General features: G+C 62.0%; 16 protein-coding genes. 14 read left to right on the top strand and 2 right to left on the bottom strand.

The window, feature by feature from the left end:
• Window positions 1-4 precede the first annotated feature (4 nt).
• Both F0P97_RS09165 and F0P97_RS09160 read right to left on the bottom strand, forming a co-directional pair.
• A complete protein-coding gene (locus F0P97_RS09165) occupies window positions 5-712 on the bottom strand; it encodes a VIT1/CCC1 transporter family protein (RefSeq protein ID WP_021028154.1) in 708 nt (235 codons plus the stop codon).
• A gap of 41 nt (window positions 713-753) precedes the next feature.
• A complete protein-coding gene (locus tag F0P97_RS09160; RefSeq protein ID WP_021028153.1) occupies window positions 754-1,305 on the bottom strand; it encodes a cytochrome b in 552 nt (183 codons plus the stop codon).
• A gap of 311 nt (window positions 1,306-1,616) precedes the next feature.
• Between F0P97_RS09160 and F0P97_RS09155 the strand changes: the two genes are divergently transcribed.
• The 14 genes from F0P97_RS09155 to F0P97_RS09090 all read left to right on the top strand — a co-directional run bounded on the left by F0P97_RS09155 (window position 1,617) and on the right by F0P97_RS09090 (window position 16,029).
• Entirely contained in the window at window positions 1,617-2,840 is a 1,224-nt protein-coding gene (locus F0P97_RS09155) for an efflux RND transporter periplasmic adaptor subunit (RefSeq protein WP_182287151.1), read from the top strand.
• 13 nt (window positions 2,841-2,853) lie between these two features.
• Window positions 2,854-5,949, top strand: coding sequence for an efflux RND transporter permease subunit (locus tag F0P97_RS09150; RefSeq protein WP_063598497.1), 3,096 nt, complete (start codon window positions 2,854-2,856; stop codon window positions 5,947-5,949).
• Window positions 5,946-6,266 carry a DUF3240 family protein gene (locus F0P97_RS09145; protein ID WP_062168876.1) on the top strand — a complete coding sequence of 107 codons (321 nt, stop codon included), beginning with the start codon at window positions 5,946-5,948 and terminating at the stop codon, window positions 6,264-6,266. Before F0P97_RS09150 ends, F0P97_RS09145 begins: the two co-directional genes overlap by 4 nt.
• Window positions 6,263-7,561 (top strand): TolC family protein, encoded by a 1,299-nt coding sequence (locus tag F0P97_RS09140; protein ID WP_231113295.1) that lies wholly within the window; start codon window positions 6,263-6,265, stop codon window positions 7,559-7,561. Before F0P97_RS09145 ends, F0P97_RS09140 begins: the two co-directional genes overlap by 4 nt.
• Window positions 7,542-8,330, top strand: coding sequence for a phosphatase PAP2 family protein (locus tag F0P97_RS09135; RefSeq protein ID WP_232538169.1), 789 nt, complete (start codon window positions 7,542-7,544; stop codon window positions 8,328-8,330). Before F0P97_RS09140 ends, F0P97_RS09135 begins: the two co-directional genes overlap by 20 nt.
• The gene (locus F0P97_RS09130; RefSeq protein ID WP_012204570.1) at window positions 8,327-10,000 is read left to right on the top strand and encodes a phosphoethanolamine transferase; all 1,674 of its coding nucleotides are present in this window, start codon (window positions 8,327-8,329) and stop codon (window positions 9,998-10,000) included. Before F0P97_RS09135 ends, F0P97_RS09130 begins: the two co-directional genes overlap by 4 nt.
• A gap of 11 nt (window positions 10,001-10,011) precedes the next feature.
• On the top strand, window positions 10,012-10,434 hold the full coding sequence (locus tag F0P97_RS09125) for a diacylglycerol kinase (RefSeq protein ID WP_012204569.1): 423 nt from the start codon (window positions 10,012-10,014) through the stop codon (window positions 10,432-10,434).
• Between the two features lie 42 nt (window positions 10,435-10,476).
• Window positions 10,477-11,391: a LysR family transcriptional regulator gene (locus F0P97_RS09120; protein ID WP_012204568.1), complete on the top strand. Its 915-nt coding sequence runs from the start codon at window positions 10,477-10,479 to the stop codon at window positions 11,389-11,391.
• A gap of 25 nt (window positions 11,392-11,416) precedes the next feature.
• Window positions 11,417-11,644 (top strand): EexN family lipoprotein, encoded by a 228-nt coding sequence (locus F0P97_RS09115; protein WP_003056142.1) that lies wholly within the window; start codon window positions 11,417-11,419, stop codon window positions 11,642-11,644.
• A 216-nt stretch (window positions 11,645-11,860) separates the two neighbouring features.
• On the top strand, window positions 11,861-13,870 hold the full coding sequence (locus F0P97_RS09110) for a conjugal transfer protein TraG (RefSeq protein ID WP_182286477.1): 2,010 nt from the start codon (window positions 11,861-11,863) through the stop codon (window positions 13,868-13,870).
• Window positions 13,867-14,331 (top strand): ribbon-helix-helix protein, CopG family, encoded by a 465-nt coding sequence (locus tag F0P97_RS09105; protein WP_003056139.1) that lies wholly within the window; start codon window positions 13,867-13,869, stop codon window positions 14,329-14,331. Before F0P97_RS09110 ends, F0P97_RS09105 begins: the two co-directional genes overlap by 4 nt.
• A complete protein-coding gene (gene trbB, locus F0P97_RS09100; RefSeq protein WP_003056138.1) occupies window positions 14,328-15,377 on the top strand; it encodes a P-type conjugative transfer ATPase TrbB in 1,050 nt (349 codons plus the stop codon). The genes F0P97_RS09105 and trbB overlap by 4 nt, the downstream gene beginning before the upstream one ends.
• Window positions 15,374-15,760, top strand: a complete 387-nt coding sequence (locus F0P97_RS09095; protein ID WP_003056137.1) for a TrbC/VirB2 family protein — start codon at window positions 15,374-15,376, stop codon at window positions 15,758-15,760. Before trbB ends, F0P97_RS09095 begins: the two co-directional genes overlap by 4 nt.
• Complete coding sequence (locus tag F0P97_RS09090; protein WP_003056130.1) at window positions 15,757-16,029, top strand: VirB3 family type IV secretion system protein; 273 nt, start codon at window positions 15,757-15,759, stop codon at window positions 16,027-16,029. The genes F0P97_RS09095 and F0P97_RS09090 overlap by 4 nt, the downstream gene beginning before the upstream one ends.
• Window positions 16,030-16,036 lie beyond the last annotated feature (7 nt).

Here is a 16,036-nt window from a genome sequence, read left to right as displayed (position 1 = left end):
AGATCTACACCGCAGTGCCGAACATGGCTCCCACGCCCGCTGTCACCGCCATGGCAAATGTGCCCCAGAACGCGACGCGCAGCGCACTTTTGAAGAGCGGCGTACCACCCACGGCAGCAGCCGCAGCGCCGAGCAGGGCCAGGAAGACAATCGCCGTCGCGACGATCCAATAGAGCAGGCTCTGTTCCGGCGCCAACAGAACCACGGCCAGCGGCATGGCCGCACCCACGGCGAAGCTTCCAGCGGACGCCATAGCGGCTTGCAGCGGGCGAGCGCTCAAGGTTTCAGAAATGCCCAATTCATCGCGCGCGTGCGCGCCCAACGCATCATGCGCCATCAATTGCGTGGCGACCTGATCCGCGAGTCGATGATCCAGGCCGCGCCGAACATAGATGGCCGTGAGTTCGCGATGTTCGGCTTCCGGACTGTTCTTCAGTTCATCACGTTCCCGCGCCAGATCCGCCTTCTCCGTATCAGCTTGTGAATAGACCGACACGAACTCGCCTGCAGCCATGGACATGGCACCGGCTACCAACCCCGCGATGGCCGTGGTCATGATGCTGGCATGGCTTGCATGGGCAGCAGCCACGCCTGCAACCAGGCTGGCCGTGGAAATGATGCCGTCATTGGCACCCAGAACAGCGGCGCGCAGCCATCCGATATGTTCAGTGCGGTGACTTTCAGGGTGGGCGCGGTGGTGAAATTTGGTCATTGGAGATTCGAATTCATATGAAGCAGCCTGAGGCCAGTAGGTCAGGGGCGTCGACCGGGAAGCATGCGAACCAGTGTGTTGTCACGCATGACGTAGTGGTGCAACAGCGCCGCCATCGCATGCAATCCGATCAAGACATAGCCCAATGTCGCCAGCGCCTCATGGACATCCTTGAGTTGGCGCGACAAAGCAACGTCGGTGCCGATCAGAGAGGGAATGGGCAAGCCAAACAGAACAATCGGCTTGCCCGCCGCACTCAAGGTGAGCCATCCGAGCAGCGGCATGGCGAGCATGAAGCTGTAGAGCGCATAGTGCATGACATCGGCGAGCGTGGCCTGCCAGCGTGGCATGGGTGGTTGGATCGCGGGCTTCACGCCCGCCTGGATGCGCACCCCGATACGGATCACGACGATCACCAGAACGCTGAGGCCCAGCAGGTAGTGCAAGGACTTCATGGCGTCTCTCAAGGCGCCCTTGGGTGCCAGTCCGCGCAGCTCCATGCTCGCATAGACCGCGATGATGAGAAGCACAGTCAGCCAATGCAGTCCTATGACCAAAGGACTGAAACGGTATTCGGAATTCCTGACATTCATGGTGTATAGCTCCGATGTTTGAGGTAGCAAAGGCGCACCGCTGGCATATCAGAGCAAGTTACTGAAAAGTCAGTTTATCGATTGCTTGCTGCTCAAAGCAGGCGTTTCGCCGAAATACATCGTACTGAGCAAATTTCGTTTTCTCCAAAGCTTTCTCAAAGCTTCACCGAGGAAGATGAGTCGATCTTTAAGTAAGAGATCGACAGCATGTTTCGCCTCATTAACCTCGCGCACCGCTTCATATGCGACGGATTTTCAATCCGCGCTGTGTGCTTTCTACTCTGCTCTACGTCGTTTGGGGCGGCACAAGCATGAGCTTCCCGACCTTGAAAGCGGCGGGCACCGCCAGCCGAACCAAGACCTTGGCCCTGTCCGCCGTCAGTGTGGCAGTTCTGGCTGCCGTAGGGTACGGCTGGTGGGCTTGGACAACGCAGCAGACAACCGTGGCCGATAGAGACGCGAGCGAGGCTGTCGCCCAACCGAACGCTGGCGGCGTTCACCTCAACGCCGCTCAGCTTCGCGCGCAGGGTGTGGAAACCGCACTCGTCAAGGATGCCGCAGTGATACCGCTGGATGGCTTACCCGCGCAGACGGTGGCACCACTCTCGGCCAGCGCGCAGGTCGTGGCGCCCTATGGCGGTGTGGTGACGCGCGTTCTGGTCGATGAAGGCGCCTCAGTGCGCCAAGGACAGGCGCTGGCGCGCATCCAGAGCAAGGACGTTCTGACGTTACAGGCTGATCTGGCGCGTGCTCGCACCGAAGCGGCGGTAGCCGCGGCGCAGGCCCGGCGCGATGCCGCGCTCTTGGCCGAGGGCATCATCCCAGCCACGCGCAACGAGCAAACCCAGGCGCGCGCGGCGGCTGCGCAAAGTACGTTGCAAGAGGCCAATGGCGCTCTTGCGCGGCTTCGACCCGTTAGCGGCGGGCAGGCCGGCGAGTATGAATTGCTGGCGCCTTTGTCCGGGCGGGTGATGCGTCGTCACCTGAGCCTCGGGCAGGCGGTCGCGCCGCTCGACATCGCCTTCATAGTGGCTCAGCCTGGCCCGCTGGATGTCAGCGTCGCGGTTCCGCTGCGCTGGCGCTCGGATCTCCACCCCGGCTTGGAAGTACGTCTTCCCGATGGCACGACCGCTCGCGTGACGGCTGTTGGTGGCGACACTGACCTCAGTAGCCAGAGCCTGCGGGTACGTGCCCGCGTCGATGCCGATCAGGCAGGGGCAGACCGCTATGCGGCCGGGCAGCAGATCAGTGTCGCGCTGTTGCTGCCAGCATCGCAGGGCACCTTGAGCGTGCCAACGTCCGCACTGCTGCCAGCGGGCAGCGGCCACGTGCTCTACGTTGCGGAACCGACATCGCAAGACAAGCAAGGCGACCTGCGCGTCCGCGCCGTTCCAGTGCAACTGCTGGGGCAAGACGAATCAGAGGCGTCAAGCGCCGTGCGTGCCGTCTCGCCAGACACTGCGCCGCTTGCGGCAGGCATGCAGGTCGTCGTGCGCGGTACGGCACTGCTCAAATCCATGATTCCATTGCAATGAGGGGCGACCACGCATGTTGTCCCGTCTGATTGAGTTTTCCCTGCGCCAACGCGCGCTGGTGCTGCTCGGCGTGCTGGCTTTGGCGGGCGCGGGCCTGGCGGCCTTCCTGCAATTGCCGATCGACGCCTATCCGGACATTTCTCCAACGCAGGTCAAGATGATTATCAAGGCCCCTGGCATGACGCCCGAGGAGGTGGAGTCACGCGTGATCACGCCGCTGGAGATGGAGTTGCTCGGCGTGCCGCGAGGCGTGATGCTGCGCTCCACCGCCAAGTACGCCATCGCGGACATCACGCTGGACTTCGCCGAAGGCAGCGACATCTACTGGGCGCGTCAGCAAGTGGCCGAACGCTATGCCGGCGTTTCGGGCAGCCTGCCCGAAGGCGTCAGCGGCGGGTTGGCGCCGATTTCGACACCGCTGTCGGACGTGTTCATGTTCACCATCGAAGGCGGTGGCCTCACGTTGAGCGAGCGCCGCGCCCTGCTGGACTGGACGCTGCGCCCGGCCCTGCGCACGCTGCCCGGTGTTGCTGATGTCAACGTGCTGGGTGGAGAAGCCAAGAGCTTTGCCGTGGTGCCGGATCGCGCACGGCTTTCCGCTGCGGGCCTCAGCTTCTCTGATGTCATCACGGCGATCGGCCGCAACAACCGCAATGACGGTGCGGGCCGCCTGGATGCAGGCGAAGACACGCTGATCGTGCGCGCTGAAGGCGCGATCCACACTTTGGACGATTTGTCCCGTCTGATCCTGCGCGCGGGGGCCAATGGCACGGCCCCAGTTCGCCTGGGCGACGTGGCCCAGGTGCGCATCGAAGGCGTGACGCGCTATGGCGCCGTCACCCGGGACGGCGCGGGCGAAGCGGTGGAAGGCATCGTGGTGGCGCTGCGCGGGGCCGATGCCTCGGCGCTGGTCAAAGCTATTCGAGCGCGGCTGGACGAGGTGACTCCCAGCTTGCCGCCCGGCGTCAAGGTGGTGCCGTTTTATGACCGCAGTACGTTGATCGAGCGCGCTGTGGGCACGGTGGAAAGCGCCTTGCTGGAAGCGACGGTACTGGTTGTCATCCTGCTGCTTCTGTTCCTCGGCGAGCTGCGCGCCGCGCTGGTGGTGGCGGTGATGCTGCCGCTGGCGGCGCTGGGTACCTTCTTGCTGATGCGCCTTGTCGGCATGAGCGCCAACTTGATGAGCTTAGGGGGCCTCGCAATCGCCATCGGCATGCTGGTGGACGCTGCCGTAGTGGTGGTGGAAAACGCCGTCAGTCGGCTCGACCCGCACGCACCCAGTGCGCACCAGCCGCGCCTGCACCGCATATTCGCGTCGGCGCGCGAGGTCGCCGTGCCCGTGGCCTCCGGCATCCTCATCATCTGTCTGACCTTCATGCCCCTGCTCACGCTGCAAGGGTTGGAAGGCAAACTGTTCGTGCCGGTGGCGCTGACCATCGTGTTCGCCCTGGGCGTCTCGCTGCTGCTGTCGCTCACGTTGGTGCCGGTGCTTGCCTCCCTGCTGCTCAAGGAACACGCGCACACCGAGCCGTGGGTGATGCGCTGGGCCACGCGCCTGTACCAACCGCTGCTGGAGGCTGCGCTTCACCACCCGCTACGCGCATCGGCGGTCGCCATCGCGGCCCTGGCATTGGGTGTGGTGGCCTACCTCGGCACGGGCAAGGCGTTCATGCCGACGATGGACGAGGGCGATATCCTGCTGCAACTGCAAAAACCGCCGTCCATTGGGCTGCAGCGCTCGCTAGAGATTGACCTGGCGGTGCAGAAGGCCATCGGTACGGCGGTGCCCGAGGTGCGGCACAGCATCGGGCGGGTGGGCTCCGACGAGCTGGGGCTCGACCCGATGGGCCTGAACGAAACCGACCTGTTCATGCAGCTCGCACCGCGCAAGGATTGGCATGCAGCTAACAAGGACGCGTTGAGTGCCGAGATACGCAAGGTGATGGATGCCTTCCCCGGCCTGGAATTCGGCTTTACCCAGCCCATCGAGATGCGCATCTCGGAAATGCTCACCGGCAGCCGGGGCGACGTGGCCGTCAAGCTGTTCGGCCCTGATCTGCAAACACTGGGCGATCTGGCGCAGCGCATGGCCGCTCGCATCGAGAAAGTGCCCGGTGCGCGCGACGTGCTCACCCAGGCCAGCGACAGCGTGGAATACCTGCAGGTGAAGGTGGATGCGCAGGCCGCAGGCCGCGCCGGTCTGGCCGTGACACAGGTTCAGGACGAGTTGCGCGCGCAGCTCGAAGGCGTGCCGGCCGGGCTGGTGATCGAGCCGGACAGGCGCACGCCCATCGTGGTGCGCGGGGATGCCCGGCTGCGCGGATCGGCCGAGCGGTTCAAGGACTTGCAACTCGCCCGTGGCGATCAGGGCGAAATCCCCCTGGCCTCGCTGGCGCGCATCGCCACCACCGATGGCCCCGTGCTGGTGCGGCGCGAGAACGGCTCGCGCTTCGCGCTGATCCAGTCCAGCGTGAGCGGGCGCGATCTGGTCGGCTTCGTGGATGAAGCGCGTGCCGCCGTGGCGCGCGACGTGCCGCTGCCGCCCGGCTACCGCGTCGAATGGGGCGGCCAGTTCGAGAACCAGCAGCGCGCGGCGGCCCGCCTTGGCATGGTGGTGCCGGTGGCCCTAGCGTTGATCTTCTTCGTGTTGTTCATGACCTTCGGCTCGGTGCGGCAGGCCGCGCTCATCCTCGGCAACGTGCCGTTTGCCATGGTCGGCGGCGTGGCGGCGCTGTGGCTGTCGGGGCAGTACCTGTCGGTGCCTGCTTCGGTCGGCTTCATCGCGCTGCTGGGCATCGCCGTGCTCAACGGATTGGTGCTGGTGACGCACTTCAACCACTTGCACGCGCTAGGCCTGCCCATGGAACAGGTGGTGCGCGAAGGTTCGTTGCGACGGCTGCGCCCAGTGCTGATGACGGCTTCCATCACCGCCTTTGGCCTGGTGCCCCTGCTGCTGGCCAGTGGCCCTGGCTCTGAGATCCAGCGCCCACTCGCCATCGTGGTGATTGGCGGACTGGTCAGCTCCACGGCGCTGACCCTGGTCCTGCTGCCGGTGCTGTACCGGCGATTCGGCCAGGCCATCTCCTCACAACAAGGAGTCCGCGCATGAACGGATTGAAAGAAGCGCAACTGGTGCGCCTGAATCTGGTGTTTCCACCCACGCTCGAAGACGCCGTCACCGATGCCCTGATGGCCGACCCGGTGCTGCCAGGGTTCACCCTGTTGCACGCAGAAGGGCATACCGGCGACTTCGCGCGCGCGTCCATTCGCGAGAAGGTTCGCGGCCGTGTGGATCGGCGTGTCATCTGGGTGTTGATCGAACCCGAACGGCTGGAACAGGTTCTGGCGCATCTGCGCCAGCGCATCGCATCGAGCGACGTGCGCTGGTGGGTGGAGCCGGTGTTGGCAAGTGGAAGACTGGTATGACGAATAAAAACAAAGGATGCAGCCTGGTACTACCGACTGGTGCCGTCATGGTGGCCATCGCGGCTTTGACATTCCATCCCGCGCAAGCGCGTGCCGATGATCTCTCCTGGCTGCCTGCGCAGGCGCAAGTCGAAACGGCGATGAAAACCCAGCCGGTCGTGAATGCCGCAGCCGCTCGCTTGAACGCGGCGGCTGCCACGCAAAGCGCCCTTGAAGCCGGTAGTCACGAATTTGAACTCAGCAGCGGCCTACAACGCCGCAACGTGACCAACGAAGCGCGCCGCTACAACGAATGGGAAATCCAGCTCAGCCGTGCTGTTCGCCTGCCGAACAAGGCGCGTCTGGATCGGGACATCGGCAGCAGCACCCGCAGGGTGGCCGACATGCGCCTTGAAGATGCCGAGCACCAAATGGCAAGGCGACTGTTGGAAGTCTGGGCCGGATGGCTGCGCAGTTTCGTCGTAGCCGACGAGATGCAAGCGCAGGAAAAGTTGCTTATTCGTGAGCAGGAAGCAATGGCCCGGCGCGTGGCCCTGGGCGATGCCGCGCGGCGGGACAGCGACGTTCTGCAAGCCGAGCTTGCAATGCTTGCAGCCCAGGTCAGCGCTGCGCGCGACGCAGAACGGGCAGCGCGTCAAACGGTGGTGATCGAATTCCCCGGCATTGAGATTCCCGCCCGGCCATCCACGCTGCCAGATCCCGCTCCCTTACCAGGAGGCTCACAGGACTGGCTGGCGCGTATCGTGCGGCAGAGCGTCGAAATCGGCATTGCAGATGGAGAGGCGGCCCGTCTTGCCAAGGTGGCTGAGCGCGCCCACGCCAACCGCACGCCCGACCCCACAGTCGGGGTACGCATGATGTCTGAACGCGGCGGGGCGGAACGTGTCATTGGCGTTGTCCTGACGGTGCCATTTGGCACAGACTATCGCAGTGCAATGGCTGCCACGGAAAGCGCCAACGCGGCGGCCGCAGAGGCGGAGGCGCTCGGCGTGCGGCGCGCGGTGGAGCAAAGTGCGTGGGTCGCCGCGCAGGCTGTTGACAGCAAGCGCACGCAGTGGCAGTCATTCGCGCAGGCGCTGGCCGCGCAGACCACGGCCAGCAACCACACGCGGCGGGCTTGGGAACTGGGAGAGGCCGCCTTGGCCGAATACCTCTTGACGTTGCGCAACCTGCGCCAGACACGACTCGCCGAGGCACAGGCTCGCGTCGATGCGCTGCAAGCGTCAGCACTGGTGCGTATCGATGCGCATGCGCTGTGGCATTCGAAGGAGGCACATGTCGATGCCCCCCAATGAATTTCGACTACTGGGCAACGCCCCACCATCCAACGCACCATTCGCACCTCGATTCTTAATCACTCATCTAGCGCTACCAGCGGGTGCGGCGCTGATCATAAGCAGTCTATTGATGGATGGCGGTGGGGACTTCTGGGTCGCCGATCATCTCTATCGCTTGCAGGGCAGCCGATGGGCTTTGCGAGATGCCTGGCTAACCAACAATCTGCTGCATCGGGGAGGAAAGAATCTTTCCACCTTGCTGGCAATTGCGGTTGCAGCAACGTGCATCTGGGCTTGGAGAAAAAAACGTAGCAACAAATGCGCGGCATACCTACGCTGGCCGCTACTGTATCTTTTTTGTGCGTACTTGATAGGGGCACTGACGGTTTCGGCACTGAAATCGTTCACTAACATGGATTGCCCTTGGAACTTGGTGCGCTATGGCGGAGCGCGAGTGTTTGTGGGCCTGTTTGAAACACGCCCGCTCGGTATGCCCCGCGGTGTGTGCTTTCCCGCAGGGCATGCAAGTGCCGGATATGCATGGGTCAGCCTCTATTTCTTTACCTTGATGGTTCGTCCTGCCTGGCGTTGGATGGCCTTGGCCGCAGGTTTGATGATAGGTGCCATCTTTGGATGGACCCAGCAGGTGCGCGGAGCCCATTTCCTTTCTCATGACTTGTGGACACTCCTGATTTGTTGGGTCGTTGCCTTGGGTCTTTTCATGGTCTGGCAACGCTGGTTTGTTGGTGGCTCAGGCGATGTCCATTCATCGGGGTTCCAAGCATGAGAACTTTCAAACAGGCTCTCGGTCTGGTGCCGCGATTCAGAACTGCAAACCTCAAGAACCTAAGCCATTGGCGACCACAATGCAGCGTCGAGTGGCTGATCTTGATGACCAGTATTTTCTTTGCACTGGCCTGCAATGGTCTATTTTGGAGTAGCGCCTTAGGCGTCCAGTCCAGTCTACGCATGGGCACATCCGTACTGCTGTTTCTGGTGGGAATTCACAGTCTGCTGTTGAGTTTGGTTGTATGGCGCTGGAATGCCAGGGTTTTACTTGCGGTGCTGTTTGTTGCCTCTGCCCTCGCAACACACTACATGCGCAGCTTTCATATCTACCTCGATTCGAGCATGTTGCGCAATGTTCTAGCCACAGACTTCAAGGAAAGTCGCGAGCTACTGACGCCTGCATTGATTGCTCCACTAAGCCAACTGGCAGTAGTGCCGATTATTTTGCTTTGGCGAATCCGATTGGTCGGGCGTACTTGGCTGAAAGCAACCGTGTGGCGTATGGGATTAATGCTGTTTTCGGCACTGATGATTTCGGTCGGTGTCATGCTGTCATTTCAGGACATGTCCGCACTGATGAGAAATCATCGCGAAGTTCGATACTTGATTACACCGGGAAACTATCTGGTGGGCTTACCGAAGGCACTAAAAGGTTCCTCTATCACGCAGTCCGCCGAAAAGAAAACCATTGGAGCTGATGCCGTTGCAACAGTCAGGCCCGAAGGCAGTCGGCCACGTTTATTAGTCTTTGTCGTAGGCGAGACGGCTCGCGCCCAAAACTGGGGATTGAACGGCTATGCACGCGAAACAACGCCTCAATTGGCTCAGATAGGTGTGATCAATTTCTCCGACATGCACTCCTGTGGAACTAACACCGAGGTTTCTGTGCCTTGCATGTTCTCGTCCTTTGGTCGCCGAAACTACGATGAGGACAAGATTCGTTCACACCAATCCTTACTGCATGTTCTGGAGCGTGCTGGTATTACCACCTTATGGAGGGATAACCAGTCAGGTTGCAAAGGGGTGTGCGATGGTCTCGAAAATCAACGTCTAGGGAACGCACAAAGTCCCTCTTTATGCGTTGATGGTCGGTGTTTCGATGAGATTTTGCTTGAAGACTTACCAGCTCAGGCTCGCAAAATTCCCGGTGATCGTGTGATTTTTTTGCACCAGATTGGAAATCATGGCCCCAGCTACTTTCAACGATACCCAGCAGCGTATCGCAAATTCATCCCAACATGCGACACACCGGAAATGGGGAAATGCACCCGCGAACAGATCGTGAATAGCTACGACAACGCTATTCTCTACACAGATCATTTCCTAAGCCGAGCCATCAAACAATTGCAGGGGCTTTCCGACTACGACACAGCTATGATATTCGTCTCGGATCACGGCGAATCCCTGGGCGAGAAGGGTCTTTTTCTGCACGGCATGCCTTATGCGATTGCTCCACAAGAGCAGACTCGTGTTCCTTTGGTTATGTGGTTCTCTTCAACGTTTACGCAAAGTCGCGGGCTGAATATTGGCTGTTTGAGTGAGCGAGCCCGCTCTTATGCGGATCACGACGCATTGTTTTCGTCTGTCTTGGGGCTAATGCAGGTTAAAACAAGTGAGTACGATAGGAATTTCGATTTTTTCTTTGGCTGTGATGATAAGAATATATAAGAGTTGTTCTCATGAAAGATAAAAAACACACAATCGCAGCTGATTCCATGTCCGCATTCGAAAATAAACAAAAATCTCGCCGAGGAATATTGAGAATTTGGCATGCGTCCCATTACTCAATTCAGGGATTGCGCGCTGGATGGAATGAGCCGGCCTTTAGACTTGAGTCAGTATTTTCCTTTGTGTTGGTCCCATTGGCCTTCTGGTTGGGGCAGGGATGGGTCGAAGTCGCTCTTCTCTCAGGAAGTATCCTTATTTTGATGATTGTGGAGCTACTCAATACTGCTGTGGAATCGGCGATTGATCGTATTGGCCCTCAATGGCATGAGCTATCAAAGCGTGCAAAGGACATGGGAAGCGCTGCCGTGCTGTTAGCCACTTTGCTGACCGGGGGGGTTTGGCTGTCAGCACTCTGGCAAAGGCTGATTAATTAGCCGCGCAAATGAAATTAGACGAATTAAAGTGGAGTGAGCACAATGGAGCTTCGACATCTTCGCTGCTTTCTCATCGTTGCGGAGGAACTTCATTTCGCTCGCGCCGCTGAACGACTACATATCGACCAATCTCCACTTTCACGCACTATCAAAGAATTAGAAGAGGAACTTGGTGCTCGTTTATTCATTCGTACTACCCGAAGCACTCAACTAACCCGTGCCGGGCGACAGCTTTTGGAGCATGTCCCGCGCATTTTTACCGCATTGGATCAGGCCCGTGATGGCGTCAAGTCTGCCACCAACGGATTTTTAGGCCAGTTACGCATTGCCTTGTCTGATGGTGTAACACCCACACGATTGTCAACTTTGCTGGCGCGATGCCGTGAAGAGGACCCTGAAGTTGAGATGCGTCTGTTTGAGGTGCCGCTCGGGCTGCAGATCAAGGGTTTGCATGAAGATCTGTATGACGTAGGTTTTTCGATGGCAGAGGATGGAGGCGATGGTATCTTGGTCACACCTGCTTGGGAAGATGAACTGATGGTAGCGGTGCCAGCCCGCCATCCCGTGCTCGCCTTCAAACAGGTTCCGCTGAAAGAAGTGCTGCGCTATCCGTTGGCACTGGGCGACCCGGCGGTCTGCGAAGGCCACGCGCGGCAGATCGATCGTTTTCTGCGCAAGCTCGATCAGGAGCCGCTGATTGCGCAGCGCGTGGCAACCTTCGACGTGATGATGACGCTGGTTTCCGCTGGCCTGGCTTTGGGCCTAGCGGGCGAGGCGCATATCGCCTCCAGCCGCGAGCCGGGTGTCGTGGCCCGCCGCTTGGCAGGCAAGCCATACATGCTTACGACCTATCTGCTACGCCGCGATGCGGAGCCGTCCGAGATGCTGGCTCGGTTCATCGAGCGTGTGGCCTTCATTGATTCGGCAGACGGTATCGACGCTGCCGACGATGCCTGAACCATCCGACGAAAGGACTGGAATCATGAACAGAGTGATGCTACTGATGCTGACCGTCGCACTGACCGCATGTGGCTCGTCTCAACCTTCGGAAACCGTGGATTTCCTCGCGGCGCATCCCGAGCGCATCAAGGAGATTCAACGGCAATGCAAGGAAGATCGCACAAAAGTCGGTGATGAACTTTGCCGCCGTGCTGCCGAAGCCGCCAATCGGCGTTTCTTCGGTGACCGACCTGAGCAGAAGTCCAAATAGCTCTGTTGTAGTCGCTTCGCAGCGACAAAGTTCTCGCTGACACCTCACTACGCCGCAACGCGCTCCCGTCTGCGGCGTTTTTATTGCCTTCGCTCCTGCAAGAAATCAGGCTTTTTCGGCCTAAATCCCCGCCATAACGGTCTTTGACCGACCTATGCACACGCCTTGATCCTGATGCACGCGGCACGTTGTTGTGCCGTGATTGGAGGCGGGATCATGCAAGGGACGAACGTGCTGTTCGGTCAGATCGCCGTGGTATTCGGCATCGTGATCGCCGGCGTGTGGGCAGCCACACAATGGACAGCCGCCGCCCTGGGCTATCAGCTACGCCTTGGCTCGCCCTGGTTCGACTTCTTCGGTACGCCGGTCTATCACCCGTGGCGGCTGTTCGAGTGGTGGTTCTTCTTCGATGCCTACGCGCCCAGCGTCTTTGACATCGGCGGCGCCATTGCGGGTGGCAGCGGCCTGGTGGCCGTGCTGGTGGCCATCGGCATGTCGATCTGGCGCTCGCGGCAATCGCGCCTGGTCACGACCTACGGCTCGGCGCGCTGGGCGAACGCGGATGACATTCGCGAGGCCGGTCTCACGCAGCCGGACGGCGTGTTCCTCGGCCAGCACGAACGCCAGTACCTGCGCCACGAAGGTCCGGAACACGTCCTGACCTTCGCACCAACCCGCTCGGGCAAAGGCGTGGGCCTGGTGGTGCCCACCTTGTTGAGCTGGCCCGCGTCCGCCGTCACCCATGACATCAAAGGCGAGAACTGGCAGATCACCGCAGGCTGGCGCTCGCGCTTCTCGCATTGCCTGCTGTTCAACCCGACCGATGCGAAGTCAGCGGCCTACAACCCGCTGCTGGAGGTGCGTCGCGGCGCCCATGAGGTGCGCGACGTGCAGAACATCGCGGACATCCTGGTCGATCCCGAAGGCGCGCTGGAGCGGCGCAACCATTGGGAGAAGACCAGCCATGCTCTGCTGGTCGGCGCCATCCTGCACGTGCTCTATGCGGGCGAGGACAAGACGCTGCGCGGCGTCGCCAACTTCCTCTCCGATCCGGCTTGCCCATTCGAGCTGACGCTGCACCGGATGATGACCACGCCGCATCTCGGCTATGGCCCGCATCCGGTCGTCGCATCGGCGGCGCGCGAAGTGCTCAACAAGTCGGACAACGAGCGTTCCGGCGTGTTGAGCACGGCCATGTCGTTCCTCGGCCTGTACCGCGACCCTACGGTGGCCGAAGTCACGTCGCGTTGCGATTGGCGCATTGCCGACCTGATCGCGGCCGAGCATCCGGTATCGCTGTACCTTGTGGTGCCGCCTTCAGATATTTCGCGGACGAAGCCGCTGATCCGCCTGATCCTCAATCAGATCGGGCGACGGCTGACGGAATCGCTCGATGGCTCCGACGGCATCGAGCGCCGCCACAAGCTGCTGCTGATGCTTGACGAGTTCCCGGCGCTCGGGCGGCTCGACTTCTTCGAGACGGCACTGGCCTTCATGGCGGGCTATGGCATTCGCAGCTTTCTCATCGCGCAGTCGCTCAATCAGATCGACAAGGCGTATGGGCAGAACCATTCGATTCTGGACAACTGCCATGTCCGCGTGACGTTCGCCACCAACGACGAACGCACGGCCAAGCGGATCTCCGAAACGCTGGGCACTGCAACCGAGCTGCGCGCACAGCGCAACTACGCAGGCCACCGGCTCGCGCCGTGGCTGGGCCACCTGATGGTGTCGCGCCAGGAGACCGCGCGCCCACTGCTGACGCCGGGCGAAGTGATGCAGTTACCGCCGGATGAAGCCGTGGTGATGGTGTCCAGCGTGGCGCCGATCAAGGCCAAAAAGCTGCGCTATTACGCGGACACCAATTTCAAGCGGCGCGTGCTGCCGCCGCCCGTGCTTGCGGCCGGACGCTATGCCGACGTTCCGCCCTCGCGAGCCGACGACTGGAGCGGGCTGGCGATTCCCGCCGTGCCTGCCGCACCGGCCACTGCACCTACTGATGGCCTGGAGCACTTGGGTTCGGCCGACGACGGCGGACCGCGCCGTCAGCCCGAACTTTCCGAAGCCGTCGCCTACGACCCCGAGCTGGCCGCGTCCGCAGCCGACCTCGGGTTGCTCGATGACGATGACGACCTGCCGCTTCCCCTTCCTCGCCAGCTTGACCCGGCCATGCAGCGCACGGCCCGGCTGGCTTCCCTCGACCCCAACGACGGAATCGAGCTATGAGCCACTACCGCCTCAACCTGTTCATCCAGCCGGAGCATGCCAAGCGTCTGGACGAGCTGGCCGCCAAGAAAGGCGTATCGAAATCCAGCATCGTCGCGGCGGCGCTCGCATCGTGGCTGTCGCCCGATGCTGCCGACCAGCGCGAGGCAGCGATTGCCAAGCGGCTTGATCGCCTCTCGCGCCAGGCCGAGCGCATGGAGCGCGACCAGAACATCGCCATCGAAACGCTGGCGCTGTTCATCCGCTATTACCTCACGGTCAGCACGCCAGTTCCCGAGGCGCACCAAGACGCGGCACGCGCACAGGGCAAAGCGCGCTTCGAGCAGTTCGTTGAACAGTTGGGTCGCCACCTGCTGCGCGGTCGAAGCCTGGTGCGCGATGTGGTGGAGGAACTGCACCCCGACCCGGCGCGGATGGATGACGCGGCGGCAGTTGCCGAAGCGCAAGAGCGCGCCTCATGAGCGTCGCACCTTCGTCCTTCGCCACCTCGCTCGACCGCCGCATTCAGATGCTGCGCACGGCGATGGGGCCGCTGATCGCTGCCGCGCTCGAAGACCCGGACGTGGTGGAAGTCATGCTCAATCCTGATCGCACCCTTTGGGTGGATCGGCTTTCATCGGGCCGCGCACCGATGGGCGTGGAGCTGTCCGAGGCGGACGGCGAGCGAATCATCCGCCTTGTCGCCGCCCACGTTGGCGCAGAAGTCCATCGCGGCCAGCCGCTACTGTCCGCCGAACTGCCCGAAACCGGCGAACGCTTCGAGGGTATCTTGCCGCCCGCCGCGCCAGGGCCGGCCTTCGCGCTGCGGAAGCGCGCCATCGGTGTGATTCCGCTGGAGCGGTACGTCATCGACGGGATGATGACCAGCGCGCAGGCGGGCTTTCTCGTTCGTGCCGTGCGCGAGCGGCAGAACGTCCTGATCGCCGGCGCCACCAGCAGCGGCAAGACCACGCTCGCCAATGCGCTGCTGGCCGAGATCGCCGCCACGGGCGACCGCGTGCTGGTGCTCGAAGACACGGTGGAACTGCAATGCGCGGCCCGCGACCACGTTCCGCTGCGCACCCGCGCAGGCGTGGTGTCGATGACCGAGCTTGTGCGCTCGTCCATGCGCCTGCGGCCTGACCGCGTGGTCGTGGGCGAGGTGCGCGGCGCCGAGGCGCTGGATCTCATCAAGGTGTGGGGCACGGGCCATCCGGGTGGCATTGCCACGATCCACGCCGGCTCCGCCCTCGGCGCGCTGCTGCGCCTGGAGCAACTGATTCTCGAAGTGGCGGTGAACCCGCCCCGCGCGCTGATCGCCGAGGCGGTCAACGTGGTGATCCACATCGCCGGGCGCGGACGCAAGCGCCGCATCGAGAGCATCGCCCGCGTCGTCGGCTTCGACGGCGTGGGTTACCGACTGGCGGATGCGATGGACGCGCCGTTTCCCGAGCTGCCGCCACTTCCCGATGCCGCACCCGCTGCGGCGACTTCCCCATCCCTCGACCTTTCTGGAGAACTGCCATGACGCACGTTGATGCTTTCCGTATTTCTGTAAATCCGCTTTCCCGCCGCTCCAGTCCCGCGCGGCTGGATGGCCTGGCCCGCCCGGCCATGCAAGGCTTGATGCTCGCTGCCTTCATGCTGCTGCTTGCGGGCACTGCACAGGCCGCCGGTTCCTCGATGCCGTGGGAAGGCCCGCTGCAATCCATCCTTGAATCCATCCAGGGGCCGGTGGCGCGCATCGTCGCGGTCATCATCATCATCGCCACGGGCCTCGCGCTCGCGTTCGGCGACACGTCGGGCGGCTTTCGCAAGCTGATCCAGATCGTGTTCGGCTTGAGCATCGCCTTCGCCGCGTCCTCGTTCTTCCTGTCGTTCTTCAGCTTCTCGGGCGGGGCCGTCGTATGAGTGCCCCGGACACCTTCGCGGCCGGGTTCGAGGTGCCGCTGCATCGCTCGCTCACCGAGCCGATCCTGCTGGGCGGCGCACCGCGCACCGTGGCGATCGCCAACGGCACCTTGGCCGCCGCTGTCGGGCTGGGCCTGCAACTGTGGATTCCCGGTGTCGTGCTCTGGATCGTCGGCCATTCGCTGGCGATGCGGGGCGCGCGCGTCGATCCGCAGTTCATGGCCGTGTTCGCGCGGCACATCAAGCACCGCCCGCTGCTGGACGTGTAGGGGAGGA

The organism is Comamonas testosteroni, assembly GCF_014076415.1.
Lineage (GTDB): Bacteria > Pseudomonadota > Gammaproteobacteria > Burkholderiales > Burkholderiaceae_C > Comamonas > Comamonas testosteroni_F.
Note: the sequence above shows the minus strand (reverse complement) of the source record. Positions and strands in the feature narration are given on the sequence as shown.

What these genes read in the sequence shown, in the direction of transcription:
- F0P97_RS09130 (WP_012204570.1), top strand. Translation starts at nt 8,327, where the DNA reads ATGAGAACTTTCAAACAGGCTCTCGGTCTGGTGCCGCGATTCAGAACT.
- F0P97_RS09120 (WP_012204568.1), top strand. Translation starts at nt 10,477, where the DNA reads ATGGAGCTTCGACATCTTCGCTGCTTTCTCATCGTTGCGGAGGAACTT.
- F0P97_RS09110 (WP_182286477.1), top strand. Translation starts at nt 11,861, where the DNA reads ATGCAAGGGACGAACGTGCTGTTCGGTCAGATCGCCGTGGTATTCGGC.
- F0P97_RS09115 (WP_003056142.1), top strand. Translation starts at nt 11,417, where the DNA reads ATGAACAGAGTGATGCTACTGATGCTGACCGTCGCACTGACCGCATGT.
- trbB (WP_003056138.1), top strand. Translation starts at nt 14,328, where the DNA reads ATGAGCGTCGCACCTTCGTCCTTCGCCACCTCGCTCGACCGCCGCATT.
- F0P97_RS09140 (WP_231113295.1), top strand. Translation starts at nt 6,263, where the DNA reads ATGACGAATAAAAACAAAGGATGCAGCCTGGTACTACCGACTGGTGCC.
- F0P97_RS09150 (WP_063598497.1), top strand. Translation starts at nt 2,854, where the DNA reads ATGTTGTCCCGTCTGATTGAGTTTTCCCTGCGCCAACGCGCGCTGGTG.
- F0P97_RS09145 (WP_062168876.1), top strand. Translation starts at nt 5,946, where the DNA reads ATGAACGGATTGAAAGAAGCGCAACTGGTGCGCCTGAATCTGGTGTTT.
- F0P97_RS09155 (WP_182287151.1), top strand. Translation starts at nt 1,617, where the DNA reads ATGAGCTTCCCGACCTTGAAAGCGGCGGGCACCGCCAGCCGAACCAAG.
- F0P97_RS09135 (WP_232538169.1), top strand. Translation starts at nt 7,542, where the DNA reads ATGTCGATGCCCCCCAATGAATTTCGACTACTGGGCAACGCCCCACCA.
- F0P97_RS09165 (WP_021028154.1), bottom strand. Translation starts at nt 712, where the DNA reads ATGACCAAATTTCACCACCGCGCCCACCCTGAAAGTCACCGCACTGAA.
- F0P97_RS09095 (WP_003056137.1), top strand. Translation starts at nt 15,374, where the DNA reads ATGACGCACGTTGATGCTTTCCGTATTTCTGTAAATCCGCTTTCCCGC.
- F0P97_RS09125 (WP_012204569.1), top strand. Translation starts at nt 10,012, where the DNA reads ATGAAAGATAAAAAACACACAATCGCAGCTGATTCCATGTCCGCATTC.
- F0P97_RS09105 (WP_003056139.1), top strand. Translation starts at nt 13,867, where the DNA reads ATGAGCCACTACCGCCTCAACCTGTTCATCCAGCCGGAGCATGCCAAG.
- F0P97_RS09090 (WP_003056130.1), top strand. Translation starts at nt 15,757, where the DNA reads ATGAGTGCCCCGGACACCTTCGCGGCCGGGTTCGAGGTGCCGCTGCAT.
- F0P97_RS09160 (WP_021028153.1), bottom strand. Translation starts at nt 1,305, where the DNA reads ATGAATGTCAGGAATTCCGAATACCGTTTCAGTCCTTTGGTCATAGGA.